The organism is Acidovorax sp. GW821-FHT10A04, from assembly GCF_059415825.1.
The window spans coordinates 302163-315763 of sequence record NZ_JBWKNZ010000007.1 but is presented as its reverse complement, the minus strand read 5'-3'; the positions used below and the strand labels follow the sequence as shown (position 1 = coordinate 315763).

The 13601-nt window shown below is 67.5% G+C and carries 10 protein-coding genes and 1 pseudogene; 7 read left to right on the top strand and 4 right to left on the bottom strand.

The window, feature by feature from the left end; genetic code table 11:
• Positions 1-69 precede the first annotated feature (69 nt).
• From rpoD to AC07PF_RS17240, 3 genes are all read left to right on the top strand, one after another.
• Positions 70-2448 carry an RNA polymerase sigma factor RpoD gene (gene rpoD, locus AC07PF_RS17250; RefSeq protein WP_494610153.1) on the top strand — a complete coding sequence of 793 codons (2379 nt, stop codon included), beginning with the start codon at positions 70-72 and terminating at the stop codon, positions 2446-2448.
• Between the two features lie 208 nt (positions 2449-2656).
• Positions 2657-3673 (top strand): Bug family tripartite tricarboxylate transporter substrate binding protein, encoded by a 1017-nt coding sequence (locus AC07PF_RS17245; RefSeq protein WP_007858615.1) that lies wholly within the window; start codon positions 2657-2659, stop codon positions 3671-3673.
• Between the two features lie 16 nt (positions 3674-3689).
• Entirely contained in the window at positions 3690-5231 is a 1542-nt protein-coding gene (locus AC07PF_RS17240; protein WP_494610151.1) for a methyl-accepting chemotaxis protein, read from the top strand.
• Between the two features lie 15 nt (positions 5232-5246).
• On the opposite strand, the gene AC07PF_RS17235 is transcribed toward AC07PF_RS17240, so the two are convergent.
• On the bottom strand, positions 5247-6173 hold the full coding sequence (locus tag AC07PF_RS17235) for a LysR family transcriptional regulator (protein ID WP_494610150.1): 927 nt from the start codon (positions 6171-6173) through the stop codon (positions 5247-5249).
• 108 nt (positions 6174-6281) lie between these two features.
• Between AC07PF_RS17235 and AC07PF_RS17230 the strand changes: the two genes are divergently transcribed.
• Together AC07PF_RS17230 and AC07PF_RS17225 are read left to right on the top strand one after the other, a co-directional pair.
• A complete protein-coding gene (locus AC07PF_RS17230; RefSeq protein ID WP_007858618.1) occupies positions 6282-7448 on the top strand; it encodes a mandelate racemase/muconate lactonizing enzyme family protein in 1167 nt (388 codons plus the stop codon).
• Between the two features lie 37 nt (positions 7449-7485).
• Positions 7486-8475: pseudogene (locus tag AC07PF_RS17225) on the top strand (tripartite tricarboxylate transporter substrate-binding protein).
• Positions 8476-8541: 66 nt separating this feature from the next.
• Here the strand turns inward: AC07PF_RS17225 and AC07PF_RS17220 are convergent.
• Positions 8542-8880, bottom strand: a complete 339-nt coding sequence (locus AC07PF_RS17220) for an Mpo1-like protein (protein WP_494612675.1) — start codon at positions 8878-8880, stop codon at positions 8542-8544.
• A 135-nt stretch (positions 8881-9015) separates the two neighbouring features.
• Between AC07PF_RS17220 and AC07PF_RS17215 the strand changes: the two genes are divergently transcribed.
• Both AC07PF_RS17215 and AC07PF_RS17210 read left to right on the top strand, forming a co-directional pair.
• Positions 9016-9615, top strand: coding sequence for a TetR/AcrR family transcriptional regulator (locus AC07PF_RS17215; RefSeq protein WP_494612674.1), 600 nt, complete (start codon positions 9016-9018; stop codon positions 9613-9615).
• Complete coding sequence (locus AC07PF_RS17210; RefSeq protein ID WP_494612673.1) at positions 9612-10868, top strand: DUF418 domain-containing protein; 1257 nt, start codon at positions 9612-9614, stop codon at positions 10866-10868. The genes AC07PF_RS17215 and AC07PF_RS17210 overlap by 4 nt, the downstream gene beginning before the upstream one ends.
• On the opposite strand, the gene AC07PF_RS17205 is transcribed toward AC07PF_RS17210, so the two are convergent.
• Together AC07PF_RS17205 and AC07PF_RS17200 are read right to left on the bottom strand one after the other, a co-directional pair.
• Positions 10869-12614 (bottom strand): GDYXXLXY domain-containing protein, encoded by a 1746-nt coding sequence (locus tag AC07PF_RS17205; RefSeq protein ID WP_494612671.1) that lies wholly within the window; start codon positions 12612-12614, stop codon positions 10869-10871.
• Positions 12611-13594, bottom strand: a complete 984-nt coding sequence (locus AC07PF_RS17200; protein WP_007858624.1) for a DUF2157 domain-containing protein — start codon at positions 13592-13594, stop codon at positions 12611-12613. Before AC07PF_RS17200 ends, AC07PF_RS17205 begins: the two co-directional genes overlap by 4 nt.
• Positions 13595-13601 lie beyond the last annotated feature (7 nt).

Below are 13601 nucleotides of genomic sequence, written 5' to 3'. Positions count from 1 at the left end.
GTGCCACCCGCGCCGGGATCTGTGGCGCTTGCGTTTTCTTTGTGTCCGTTTTTGATTCTGAGGTTGTTCATGCCCGCTCAAAAGTCCGCGAAGCCATCCAAGTCCGCTCCAGCACCCGCCGCCAAGGCCGTCTCCAAAACTGCGGCCAAGGCTCCCGCCAAGGCCGCGGCCTCCAAAGCCGCCGCTGCGCCCGCCCCTGCCGCCAAGAAAGTGAAACCAGTGCCTGTGAACAAGTCTGCCGAGAAGACGGAAGCCCCCGAAGAACTCAAGAAAGCCCGCGCCAAGGCTGCCGTCGAGGCAGACGGCGAAGAAGCCCCCAAGAAGCGCCCTGGCCGTCCAGCCAAGGCCGCGGGTGCCACCACGGCCGAGGCCAAGGTGCCCGCCAAGCGTGGCCGCAAGCCCAAGGCAGCCGCCGGCGGCGCAAGCGCCGAAGAGAGCGGCGACGACGCCGACCTGTCGGACATCGAAGCCGACCTGGAAGGTGAAGTCGAGACCGAAGCCGAGGCCGCGCCCACGGCCGAGAAGGTCAAGCCGCTGCGCATGAAGATCAGCAAGGCCAAGGAACGGGCCTTGATGAAGGAATTCGGCCTGGACGAGACCGTCCTGTCCGAGGAAGACCTGGCCAAGCGCCGCTCGCGCCTGAAGACCCTGATCAAGCTGGGCAAGACGCGCGGCTACCTCACGCACGTCGAAATCTCCGACCACTTGCCCGACAAGCTGGTCGATGCCGAAACGCTCGAAGCCGTCATCACCACGCTGAACGACCTGGGCGTGGCCGTGTACGAGCAGACGCCCGATGCCGAGGCGCTGATCATCACCGACAACGCCCCCACGGGCGCCAGTGAAGAAGAAGCCGAAGAAGCCGCCGAAGCCGCCCTGTCCACCGTGGACAGCGAATTCGGCCGCACCACCGACCCCGTGCGCATGTACATGCGCGAAATGGGAACGGTGGAGCTGCTCACCCGCGAAGGCGAAATCGAAATCGCCAAGCGCATCGAAGGCGGCCTGATGGCCATGATGGAGGCGATCAGCGCATCGCCCGCCACCATCGCCGAGATCCTCAACATGGGTGAGGAGATCCGCGAAGGCAAGGTCGTCATCTCCACCATCGTGGACGGCTTCTCCAACCCCAACGAGGCCGACGACTACGTGGCCGAGGAAGACTTCGACGAGTTCGACGAAGCCGACGACGACGACGGCAAGGGCGGCTCCAAGGCGCTGACCAAGAAGCTCGAAGAGCTCAAGAAGCAGGCCCTCGAGCGCTTCGACAAGCTCCGGGACCTGTTCGAGAAGGTCCACAAGATCTACGACAAGGAAGGCTACGGCACGCCTGCCTACGTGAAGGCCCAGCACGCCCTGTCGGAAGAGCTGATGACCATCCGCTTCACCGCCAAGACCATCGAGAAGCTGTGCGACATGGTGCGCGGCCAGGTGGACGACGTGCGCAAGAAGGAGCGCGAGCTGCGCCGCATCATCGTGGACAAGTGCGGCATGCCGCAGGAAACCTTCATCAAGGACTTCCCGCCCAACCTGCTGAACCTGCAATGGGTGGAAAAGCAGGCCGCCGCCGGCAAGCCCTGGAGCACGGTGATGGCGCGCAACATCCCGCCCGTGCAGGAACTGCAGCAAAGGCTGATGGACCTGCAGGCCCGCGTGGTGGTGCCGCTGACCGAGCTCAAGGACATCAACAAGCGCATGAACGAGGGCGAGGCCACCTCGCGCGACGCGAAGAAGGAAATGATCGAGGCCAACCTGCGCCTTGTGATCTCCATCGCCAAGAAGTACACGAACCGCGGCCTGCAGTTCCTGGACCTGATCCAGGAAGGCAACATCGGCCTGATGAAGGCCGTGGACAAGTTCGAATACCGCCGCGGCTACAAGTTCTCGACCTACGCCACGTGGTGGATCCGCCAGGCCATCACGCGCTCGATCGCCGACCAGGCGCGCACCATCCGTATCCCGGTGCACATGATCGAGACCATCAACAAGATGAACCGCATCAGCCGCCAGCATCTGCAGGAGTTCGGCTTCGAGCCCGATGCGTCCATCCTGGCTGCGAAGATGGAGATCCCGGAAGAGAAGATCCGCAAGATCATGAAGATCGCCAAGGAGCCGATCTCGATGGAAACCCCCATCGGCGACGACGACGACAGCCACCTGGGCGACTTCATCGAGGACGGTGCCAACACCGCCCCCATCGACGCCGCCATGCAGGCCGGCCTGCGCGACGTGGTCAAGGACATCCTGGACGGCCTCACGCCGCGCGAAGCCAAGGTGCTGCGCATGCGCTTCGGCATCGAGATGTCCACCGACCACACGCTGGAAGAAGTGGGCAAGCAGTTCGACGTGACGCGCGAACGCATTCGCCAGATCGAAGCCAAGGCGCTGCGCAAGTTGAAGCACCCCAGCCGCTCGGACAAGCTGCGCAGCTTCATCGACTCGCTGTAAGCAACAGCTCTGGCGAACGTCCCCTGGCGGGGGCCTTCGCCACCGCCGACGCCCTGCCCCGCACCCGCGGCGCAGGGCGTTTTCCATGGTGGCGTGGCGGCCACAGATGTCACCCGCTTCGGCGTATACCCTGATACCCTGGACAGCCAAATGACAGTTTCAGCGCCCACCATGGCGACTGGATACATCCGCTTACCGAGGGAATGCCATGACCGCCACCACACCAGAGAACACGCAGCGCCGCAAGGTGCTGGCCCGTGCCGCCGCGTTTGCCGCCCTGGCAACCCCCTTGGGCAGCACCGTGCTGGCCCAAGCCCGCCCACCTGCCAAGGTCGCCAAGCTGGCCGGCAACCTGCGCATCGTGATCCCCGCCAACGCGGGCGGCGGCTGGGACCAGACCGGCCGTGCGCTGGGTGCCGCCCTGGTGGGGGCCGGTGCCGTGGACCAGGTGGAGTACGAGAACGTGGGCGGCAAGGGCGGCACCATCGGCCTGGCCCGCTACGCCGAAAAATACGCCAACGACCCCAACACCCTGCTCATGGGCGGCATGGTCATGGTGGGCGCCGTGGCGCTGCAAAAGCCTGCCGTGGACCTGACGCAGATCCAGCCCATCGCGCGCCTGACCAGCGACTACCTGGTGGCCGCCGTGCCGGCGTCGTCTCCCATCCGCAGCGCCAAGGACCTGGTGGCCGCCATGAAGGCCGACCTGCCCGCCCTGCCCGTGGCCGGCGGCTCCGCGGGCGGCGTGGACCACATCTATGCGGGCGTGCTGGCCCGCGCCGCCAAGGCCAGCCCCGAAGCACTGGTCTACCGCCCCTTTGCGGGCGGCAACGAGGTGGTGGATGCCCTGGTCACCGGCAAGGCCGCCCTGGGCCTGTCGGGCTACAGCGAGTTCAGCGAGGCCATCGCGGCCGGCAAGCTGCGTGCCATCGGCGTGTCGGCCCGGCGCAGCGTGTTCGGCCTGCCGGCCTTTCGCGAGCAGGGCATCGATGCCGTCATGGCCAACTGGCGTGGCGTGTTCACGGGCAAGGGTGTCTCTGCCGCACGCCTGGCCGAGATGGTGACCGCCGTGGAAGCGGCCACCGTGCATGAATCCTGGGTGCGCACCCTGAAGGCCAACAAATGGGACGCCTCCTGGCTCACCGGCAAGGACCTGACCGAATTCATGGAACTGGACCTGACCACCGCGCGCGTGATGGTCTACCTGCTCAAACTGAAGGCCTAGGCTCAAGGATTTCCTGATGAACATGTCCCGCTACTCCATCGGCACCCGCATGGCGGGCGCACTGGGCCTGGTGCTGGCGCTGATGATCGGCGCGGCACTCTTCGGGATTGCCGCGCTGTACGGCACGCTCGGTACCTATGACGCCACCGTGCTGCAGCGCGTGGCGCAGGAGCGCGCGGTCTCGCGCATGGAGAGCGAGTTCAAGACCCAGGTGATGGAGTGGAAGAACACGCTCCTGCGCGGCGAGGACTCGCGCAAGCGCGAGCTGCACTGGAACGCCTTCCAGGCCAGCGAAAAGCGCGTGGCCGATGCCGCCAAGGCGCTGGCACCGCAGCTGGTGGACAGCAGCGAGCGCGCCGCGCTGCAGAAATTCGCCGACGCCCACACCCAGATGGCCCAGGGCTATCGCAAGGGCTTCGAGGCCTTCCAGTCGCTGGGCTTCGTGGCCTCGGCCGGTGATGCCGACGTGGCCGACATCGACCAAGGCCCTGCCAAGCTCCTGGGAGAGCTGAGCCGGCAGGTGGCCGACAGCAGTGCCGCCATTGCCCAGCAGGCCGCGCAAGATGCGCGCCGGGCCCTGGTCAGCAGCCTGGTGGCGCTGGCCCTGGTGAGCGCACTGGGTGTATTTGCGGGCTGGGTGCTCACCCGTTCGGTAGTGGGCCCGCTGCGCGTGGCCGTGTCCCTGGCCAACAAGGTGGCGGCTGGCGACCTGACGACCACCATCTCCATCGACGGCAACGACGAACCCGCGCGCCTGCTGCAGGCCCTGGCTGCGATGCAGGAAAACCTGGAGCGCGTTGTCTCGGGCGTGCGCACCAATGCCGAGGGCGTGGCCAGTGCCAGCGCCGAGATCGCCCAGGGCAACACCGACCTGAGCATGCGCACCGAAGACCAGGCCTCGTCGCTGGACGAAACCTCGTCGTCCATGCAGCAGCTGCAGCAGACCGTGCAGAACAACGCCGCCAGCGCCCAGCGCGCGAACGAGCTGGCCAAGAGCGGTGCCTCGGTCGCCGAGCGCGGCGGCCAGGTCGTGGGCCAGATGGTGGAGGTGGTGCAGGGCATCCAGGACAGCTCGCGCAAGATCGCCGACATCATCGGCGTCATCGACGGCATTGCCTTTCAGACCAACATCCTGGCGCTCAATGCCGCCGTGGAAGCGGCCCGCGCCGGCGAGCAGGGCCGCGGCTTTGCCGTAGTGGCCAGCGAGGTGCGCAACCTCGCCACGCGCAGCGCCAGCGCCGCGCGCGAGATCAAGGCCCTGATCCAGACCAGCGTGGATCGCGTGCAGGCCGGCTCCGACCTGGCGCGCAACGCCGGCAGCACCATGGACGAAGTGGTCACATCCATCCGCGGCGTGAGCACCCTGGTGGAAGAGATCAGCCAGGCCAGCGCCGAGCAGACCCGCGACATGCTGCGCGTGACCCAGGCCATCGTGCGCATGGACGACGCCACGCAGCAAAATGCCGCACTGGTGGAGCAGAGCGCGGCCGCCGCCGGAAGCCTGAGCGGCCAGGCCCACCAGCTGGTGGAGGCGGTGGCGGTATTCCGGCTGCGCTGAGACCCACGCAGCGCTTCAGGGCGTGGCGCGCCCGGTGCCTGCGGCCTCGCACACCACGGCCTCCCAAAGCGCCTCGGCGGCGCGCCCCATCTGAGTGTGGGAGCGGTAGACCCGGATCTCGAGTTCGATGTTCCATTGCGGCGTGGCCGCAGCGGCGGCCAGCCGACCGGCTGTCAGGTCATCGCCCACCAGACTCTGGGGCAGCCAGGCAATGCCCCGGCCTTCCAGTGCCATGGTCCTGAGCACGGACGCCAAATGCGCGGTGAAGACGGTATGGGTCGGCAGCCGGCCCAGCGCGCTGTCGAGGGTCTTGTGCAGGATGTTGCCCAGGCCTGATTCCGCGCTGTAGGCCAGCAACGGCGCTGCCGCGACGGAGCGCTCCAGGCCGTACAGGGCTGCACCGCCCGGCCCCATGGCGCACACGGGCCGCAGAACGTCCGAGCCCACGCAGACCGAAGGGTAGCCCTGCGCATGCAGTTGGCTGGGTGCCTGCGCATGCGCGTGGCACAGCACGAACTGCACCTTGCTCTGGGCCAGCAGCGCCTCGCAGCGGTGCAGCATGTCGGACTCCAGCTGCAGGGTACCAGCCATGGTGTGCGCGCCGTAGCTGCGCAGCCAAGCCGGCATGAAGGTCAGCGACAAGGCATGGGTCGCTGCAAAACGCAGGCTTTGGGAGCTTGCCTCGGCCACCGCACGCGCCGCACCGGGCAGGCGCGCCACCTCCGCGAGCAACTCGGGCGCAACGCCCTGGAACCACAGGCCCGCCTCAGTGAGCTTGACCGGCTGCGTGCTGCGATCAAACAGCTCCGCCCCCAGCCACTCTTCCAGCGCGCGCACGCGGCGGCCGAAGGCAGGCTGCGTCATGTGGCGATCTTCCGCCGCGCGCGAGAAGTTTCCGACCGCGGCCAGGACCAGGAAATCCTCGAGCCAGGAGATGTGCATGGGCGGTGCTTTGAAAGCACTGAAGAGAAGAAAAACGGCATTGGTCAAACGCCGTGCAGTTGCGGATCATACCGACCCCGACACCCGTTTTGACCTATGGAGCACCGCATGAAAATCGTTGAGATCCGAGAAAAGACCATCCCCATCAGCTCCCCCATTCGCAATGCCTACATCGACTTCAGCAAGATGACGCTGAGCCTGGTGGCGGTAATCACCGACGTGATTCGCGACGGCAAACCGGTGGTCGGCTATGGCTTCAACTCCAACGGCCGCTATGGCCAAGGCAAGCTGATGCGCGAGCGCTTCATCCCGCGTGTGCTCGAAGCCAACCCTGATTCCCTGATCGATGACAGCGGCAAGAACCTGGATCCGCACAAGATCTGGAACGCGATGTTCACCAACGAAAAACCAGGGGGTCACGGTGAGCGCTCCGTCGCCATCGGCACCATCGACATGGCCGTGTGGGACGCTGTGGCCAAGATCGAAGGCAAGCCACTGTTCCAGTTGCTCGCCGACCGTTATGGCAATGGCACGCCCAACCGCAATATCTTCGTCTACGCTGCCGGCGGTTACTACTACCCCGGCCAGGACCACGGCAAGCTCAAGGACGAGATGAAGAGCTACATCGACCGCGGCTACACCGTGGTCAAGAAGAAGATCGGCGGAGCCTCGCTCGACGAAGACCTTCGCCGCATCGACTCCATCCTCAGCGTGCTGCAGGACGGCCAGAAGCTGTGCGTGGATGCCAATGGCCGCTTCGATCTGGACACCGCCATCCAGTACGCCAAGGCGCTGTCTCAATACGACCTGTTCTGGTACGAGGAGCCAGGTGACCCACTCGACTTCGAGCTGCAGGCAGCCTTGCGCAACTACTACAAGAACCCCATGGCCACGGGTGAAGACCTGTTCTCCATGCAGGACGCGCGCAACCTGATCCGCTATGGCGGCATGCGCCCCGACCGCGACTGGCTGCAGTTCGATTGCGCGCTGAGCTACGGCCTGGTGGAGTACCTGCGCACTCTGGACATGCTCAAGGAACACGGCTGGTCCGCAAGCCGTTGCATCCCGCACGGCGGGCACCAGATGTCGCTGAACATCGCGGCCGGCCTGGGCCTGGGCGGCAACGAGTCCTATCCGGACCTGTTCCAGCCGTTCGGCGGCTTCCCGGACGGCGTGAAGGTGGTCGACGGCCACGTGACGCTGCCCGACCTGCCGGGCATCGGTTTCGAAGGCAAGGCCGACCTGTATGCGCAGATGCAGGCCCTGTCCGCCTGATCACCCCCTCACAAACAGAACCTGAAGGAGACAAGCCATGGGCACTTTGAAGCTAGGGGCTGCAGCCGCAGCCATCGGACTGATTGCGATCAGCAGCAGCACTACCGCATGGGCGGAATTTCCGGACAAGCCAATTACCTTGGTTGTCCCCTTTTCCGCTGGCGGTCCCAGCGACAAGATTGCCCGTGATCTGGCAGAAGCCCTGCGCAAGCCTTTGGCCCAGACAGTGATCGTCGACAACACTGCGGGCGCGGGAGGCACCATCGGCGCGGCGCGCGTCGCACGTGCATCCCCGGATGGCTACACCCTGCTGGTGCACCACATCGGCATCTCCACGGCACCCGCGCTCTACAAGAAGCTGCCCTACAGAACGCTGGAAGACTTCGAGTACCTCGGACTCATCAACGAAGCGCCTTCCACCCTGATCGGCAAGCCAGGCCTGGCGGCCAACAACTTTGCCGACCTTCGCAAATGAATCAGTTCCAACGACGGCAAGGTCAACCTCGCGAATGCCGGCGTGGGCTCGGCATCCCACCTGTGCGGACTGGTGCTGCAGGCCACCCTGCAATCGAAAATGGCCTTCGTTCCCTACAAGGGAACGGCGCCCGCCATGACCGACTTGATGGGCGGACAGGTGGACCTGATGTGCGAGCAGGCCACCAACGCCGTGCCCCAGATCGAAGCGAAGAAGGTCAAGGTCTTTGGCGTCACCAGCAAGCAGCGGATGGCGTTGCCCGCGCTTGCCCAAGTGCCCACGCTGGCAGAAGCGGGCCTGACCGGCTTCGAGATGTCGGTATGGCACGGCGTGTACGCACCCAAGAGCACGCCACCGGCCGTGCTGGCCAGACTGAACGCCGCCATCCGGGCAGCGCTCAAGGATCCCGAACTCATCCAGCGCGAGGAAGCACTTGGCGTGCGTATCGTGACCGACGCACGCCTGGAACCTGCGGAGCATAAGAAATACGTGGAGGGCGAGATGATCCGTTGGGCCAGGATCATCAAGGACTCCGGGGAAACCGCGGACTGACGATAGAAGGCAGCCGCCGGATCGACTCGACCGAAGACTCCGGAGGCTGCCAGGTCCCTCGGCGCTTCAGAACGGCACGCGACCCCGCCAGATATCCCGGTACATCGCCCAGTCCCCCATGAAGCTGTACAGCGGCCGCTTGAAGCTGGCCGGCTTGTTCTTCTCAAACCCGAAATGCCCCACCCACGCAAACCCGTAGCCGCACAGCAGCCCCACTAACAGAAACCACGGTTGGCGGGTGGCAACCGCCAAAGCCACGCACAGGAGTGACAGGGTCGAGCCCACGAAATGCAGCCGCCGGCAGGTGCGGTTGCTGTGCTCGGTCAAGTAGAACGGGTAGAACTCCGCAAAGCTCTTGAAGGCGCGCGGATCGGTGGGGGTCGTGGGCGCAGCGCTCAGGTCCATGGCTTGTCTCCTTGGGGTTTTGTTGTCTGCGCTTTATACGCCCAAGTGCACTGCACAAGCGTGCCGGGTTTGACAGTGTGCAAGGGGCAATGTTTTAATAGATCGACTGGTTGATCTATTAATAGCCCTTTCCTTATGCGCACCTTCAATCCCGCACAGCACCAGGCCCGGCGCCAGCACATCCTGGCTGCGGCCGTGGAGTGCTTCATGCGCAAGGGCTTTCATGGCACCCGCACGGCCGAGATCTGTGCCGAGGCCGGCATGAGCCCCGGCAACCTGTTCCACTACTTCCCCACCAAGGAGGCCATCATTGCCGCCATCGTGGAGGAGGACCAGCGCGAGACCGCCGAGCGCTTTGCCCAGGCCGCGCAGGAGCAGAACCTGTACCAGGCGCTGCTGGGCATCTTGGAAGACAGCCTGGCCCTGCTGGCGGACCCCGTCTACACCCGCATCGGCCTGGAGGTGCTGGCCGAGGGAGTGCGCAACCCGGCTGTCATGGCCTGTGTGGCGCAGGGCGAGGCGGTGCGCAAGGCTGCGCTGGTGCAACTGCTGGAGGCGGCCGTAGAGCGTGGGCAGGTGCGCCTGTCCATGCCTGCGGCCCAGGCGGCGGACTGGGTGCTGCTGCTGCTAGACGGCGCCTTTGGCCGCGCCATGGTGGAGGTGCCGTTCGACAGCACCGCCTACCGCACGCTGGTGCTGGGCGCGCTGGCGACCGTGATCGGGCCCCTGGCATGACACCGCTCGACACCCCCACCCTCCCCGGCCCTGCAACCCTGGCGCCCGCAGGCGGCCCCAGCCGCGAACACGCCATCGACGCACTGCGCGGCTTCGCGCTGCTGGGCATCCTGGTCGTCAACGCAGGCAGCTTTGCCTCGACCTACTTCGGCCTCGGCGTAGCCGACCCTGCGTTCTCGCGGCCCGTGGACCATGCCGTGCGCTGGTTCGTTGCCCTGGTCTTCGAGACCAAGTTCTACCTCTTGTTCTCGCTGCTGTTCGGCTACAGCTTTGCCTTGCAGATGGACTCGGCCCAGCGCTCCGGCAGCGCCTTCGGGCCGCGCTTCCTGCGGCGCCTGGCGGGATTGCTGCTGCTGGGTGTGGCGCATGCCTGGCTGCTGTTCGCGGGCGACATCCTGGTGACCTATGCGCTGCTGGGCGCGCTGCTGCTGCTGATGCGCCGGTTGCGGCCAGGCACTGCGGTGGTGCTGGCCGTGGCGCTGCTGGGGCTGGTGTCAGCCTGCTGGGGGCTGCTCGCCTGGTTGATGTCGCTGGCGCCGCCGATGGATTGGCCCCTGGCCGAGATCCATGCCAAGGCCCAGCAGGCCGCCGCGGCCTACCGCGCCGGGGCCCTCGACGCCATTGCCCAGCGCGGGCGCGATATGGCCGATGGCGTCTGGTTCGTGCTGGTGTTCGTGCAGGCGCCCTGCGCACTGGCCATGTTCCTGCTGGGGCTGGCGGCCCACCGCTCGGGCTATCTGGCCCGCGCCGCATCAGAGCCAGCGCGCCTGCGCCGGTGGCTGTGGTGCTGCCTGCCGATCGGGGCTGCAGGCGCCTTGCTCTATGCCACGGTGCAGACCAGCATGGTGCGCCCGAGCGACCATGTCTCTGCGGCAGTGCTGGCCGTGGACCTGGCCACGGCACCGTTCCTCACACTGGGCTATGTCGCCGCGTTACTCTGGGCGCTGCAGCACCGCCCCGGCGGCGGGACGCTGGCCGCATGGCTCGAACCCGCGGGCCGCATGGCGCTGTCCAACTACCTGCTGCAGTCTCTGGTGGGTGCGCTGGTGTTCACGGCCTACGGCCTGGCGCTGGTGGGGCGGGTGCCACCGCTGGCGGTGCTGCTGGGCTGCGTGGCGCTGTACGCGGCACAGCTTTCACTGAGCCGCCGCTGGATGGCGCAGCACGCCTACGGGCCGGTGGAGTGGCTGCTGCGCGCCTTCACGCTGCTGCGCTGGCCCGCATGGCGGCGTGCACCCCGGCCGGCAGAATGATCACCGCCCGATGGGCACGAGCTGGTCGTCCGCCATGCCCACCAGCAGGGCCTTGCCGTCCGGCTGCACGCGGAATTCACCAAAGCGCGCCTGCTCCCAGCGGCTGGCATCGCCCTCGGCGAAATACCAGCCATCGGTCACCAGTGTCCACTCGCCGTTCTTGGGCGTGAGCTGGATGCGGAACTCGCCGGGGGCGATGGGGGCATCGTACTTTTCCACACGCTCCCAGTCCACCACGCCGCGCGCATCGAGCCGGCCGACGGCATAGGGCCGGCTGCCCAGCAGGCCTTCCACACCGGCCTCGCGCCGGTCGACACCGGGCATCTGCGGCAGCGTGAAACGCAGGCGCATGTAGTCGCCCTGCATCAGCGAGCGCGGGTCCACCGGGGCCAGGGGCACGTAGACCTTCTGGCCCTTGGCAATCGTGTTTTCCTTGTCGGCGATGCCGATGTTGGCCACGGCCACGGTGGCCACCGCGCTCAAGGCCAGCAGCCAGGGGCTGGCGCGGTGGGCCCAGTGGCGGGCTGCGTGGCCAGGCACCGCAGTGGCGGCAGCACGTGGCGTGCGCAGTGCGCTCCAGGCCAGCACCCCAAGCAGCGCGCCACAGCCCACGAGCACCATGGCCTTGGTGGCCAGGGGCCAGGCCAGCAGGTAGTAGAAGCCGCCCATGATCCAGGTGCAGGCCAGTGCGGCCGCGGTGGCCTGGCCCCAGCGGCGGGTGGTACCGGCGATGGCCAGGGCCAGCAGCGCACTGCCCAGCAGGGGCGAGAACCAGCACAGCAGGGCCAGCACCAGGGCCACCACGGCGGCGCGGGGCTGGCGCAGCACCGGCCAGGCGCGCTGCGCAATCGCGGCGGCAGCCAGCGCCAGCAGCACGCTGCCGGCCTGCACCATCCACCACAGCGCGTAGCCGCGCGGCCCGACCTCACGGCCCACCTCGCGCACCAGCTCGCCGCCGATGCCGGCACCGAACGCACCGCCCACCAGAAAGGTCTGGCCCGACAGGCCGCAGATGCCCCACAGCAGCACCAGCAGCCAGCCGCAGGCCACGGGCTCCAGCAGCGCCGCCAGCCAGTTGCCGGCCGTACCCCGGCCAAGCGCATGGCGCTGCCACAGCAGCAGGCCCACCCACACCGCGAGCACGGCGTGCACCATGCTCCAGGGCACCAGGGGTGACAGGGCCCAGCGGCCATCGGCACCGGGCCAGATGAGCACGGCAAACAGCACCGCCGCGCCCGCCCCCAGCAGCACCCGCAGCCAGGGCAAGGCCACGAGCGCGGCCACTGCCAGCGCCACCACCAGCATGACCGCTGCAGCCGGCTGCAGGCCCATGTCGCGCCCGCAGGCAAAGCCCAGCAGGCCTGCGCCGGTCAGCAGCGCGGGGAACGCCAGCTGCTCCAGAAAGATCGGCAGGTCCTTGCTGCGCAGGGCCGCAGTAGCGCCGGCCAGCACCACGGCGCCGATGACGTAGGCACCCGCATCCCGCACGATCCACTCGCCGAAGAACAGGCCGAACATGGCCAGCAACGGCAGCGCGGCCAGCCAGGCGCCCAGCGCCGTGAGCAGCACTACGGGCCAGGGGCGCGCCGTGCCGCGGGCCCGGTTCGCATCGGCCGCAGAGGCGCCGGCCGGCAGGATGCCCTGCTCCACGGCGACCTGCACGATGGTTTCAAGCGCACCGGGCGTGGGCACGGGCACAGCAGCGCTGGCAGACAGATTCACGGGATCACCGGATACCTCGCTCATGCTGCGTCTCCTTGCTGCTGCACAGCACGGCGCGCCAGGCGCATCACCAGATTCACGGTGGCCGCCAGCAGCCCCGCCGCCACCAGGCCAATGAGCAGCAGCGAACCCACAAAATCCCCGAAGCGGGAAGCCGAGAACATGGCACGCGCCAGCCCGGTCACCAGCAGGATGTTGAGCCCCAGCGCCGCACCGCTGAGCAGGAAGATATCGAAATGTGTGCGCGTGCCCACCAGCGCCGCAGCCGCCGCCAGCAGCGCCAGGCCCAGGCCGTAGTGGCCCGCCACCGGCGAATGGAACAGGCCCCCGAGTGCGGTGAGCGTGACCAGCATCAGCGCCAGCGTGCCCGCCGTGCGCAGCGCCCAGACGCCCGCGCCGGTGAAGCGCTGCGCCTGCGGCAGCATGGCGGCCGCTACGGCCAGCGCGGCGCCCAGGGAGACCAGGTGCACCGTCATGTCCGCGGGCGACACGCGCCAGCTGTGGCCCGTGTGCGCCTGCGCCCACAGCGAGATGCCGACTATGGCCACCAGGGTCCACGGCACCCACACCACGTCGCTGCGCACGGCCAACGCCAGGGGCAGCGTGAGCGCGGCCCACACGGCAAACAGCTGCCAGGGATCGGCCCCGGTCTGGTAGGTCTGCCCGAAGTAGGCGAACAGCGCACCCGTGCCCAGCAGCGCCAGCATGGCCAGCGGTGCGCGCGCTCCGGCACGCAGCGCAGCGCCCGCACACATGGCCAGCACAAAGCCCTGCAGCAGTGCAAAGCGCATGAAGCGGCCCAGGCTCTCCCAGTTGGCCGCGATCCACATCACCAGCCCCAGACCGCCGAGCGCCGCGGCGATGACCGCCACGGTGCGCCACAGCGTGGTGTGCAGGGCGGCAGGCGGGCGGTCGAACCCCGCCAGGCCCAGCAGCCGGGTGGCGGCCGGTCGGGCCAGCGTGTGCTGGCGGGCCAGCTCGAACAGGGCGGTGCGCAGGGTCATGGGAGAG

Bases quoted from the DNA above. Each gene is read 5' to 3' on its own strand.
- AC07PF_RS17245 (WP_007858615.1), top strand. From the start codon at position 2,657: ATGACCGCCACCACACCAGAGAACACGCAGCGCCGCAAGGTGCTGGCC.
- rpoD (WP_494610153.1), top strand. From the start codon at position 70: ATGCCCGCTCAAAAGTCCGCGAAGCCATCCAAGTCCGCTCCAGCACCC.
- AC07PF_RS17200 (WP_007858624.1), bottom strand. From the start codon at position 13,594: ATGACCCTGCGCACCGCCCTGTTCGAGCTGGCCCGCCAGCACACGCTG.
- AC07PF_RS17220 (WP_494612675.1), bottom strand. From the start codon at position 8,880: ATGGACCTGAGCGCTGCGCCCACGACCCCCACCGATCCGCGCGCCTTC.
- AC07PF_RS17240 (WP_494610151.1), top strand. From the start codon at position 3,690: ATGAACATGTCCCGCTACTCCATCGGCACCCGCATGGCGGGCGCACTG.
- AC07PF_RS17230 (WP_007858618.1), top strand. From the start codon at position 6,282: ATGAAAATCGTTGAGATCCGAGAAAAGACCATCCCCATCAGCTCCCCC.
- AC07PF_RS17210 (WP_494612673.1), top strand. From the start codon at position 9,612: ATGACACCGCTCGACACCCCCACCCTCCCCGGCCCTGCAACCCTGGCG.
- AC07PF_RS17215 (WP_494612674.1), top strand. From the start codon at position 9,016: ATGCGCACCTTCAATCCCGCACAGCACCAGGCCCGGCGCCAGCACATC.
- AC07PF_RS17235 (WP_494610150.1), bottom strand. From the start codon at position 6,173: ATGCACATCTCCTGGCTCGAGGATTTCCTGGTCCTGGCCGCGGTCGGA.
- AC07PF_RS17205 (WP_494612671.1), bottom strand. From the start codon at position 12,614: ATGAGCGAGGTATCCGGTGATCCCGTGAATCTGTCTGCCAGCGCTGCT.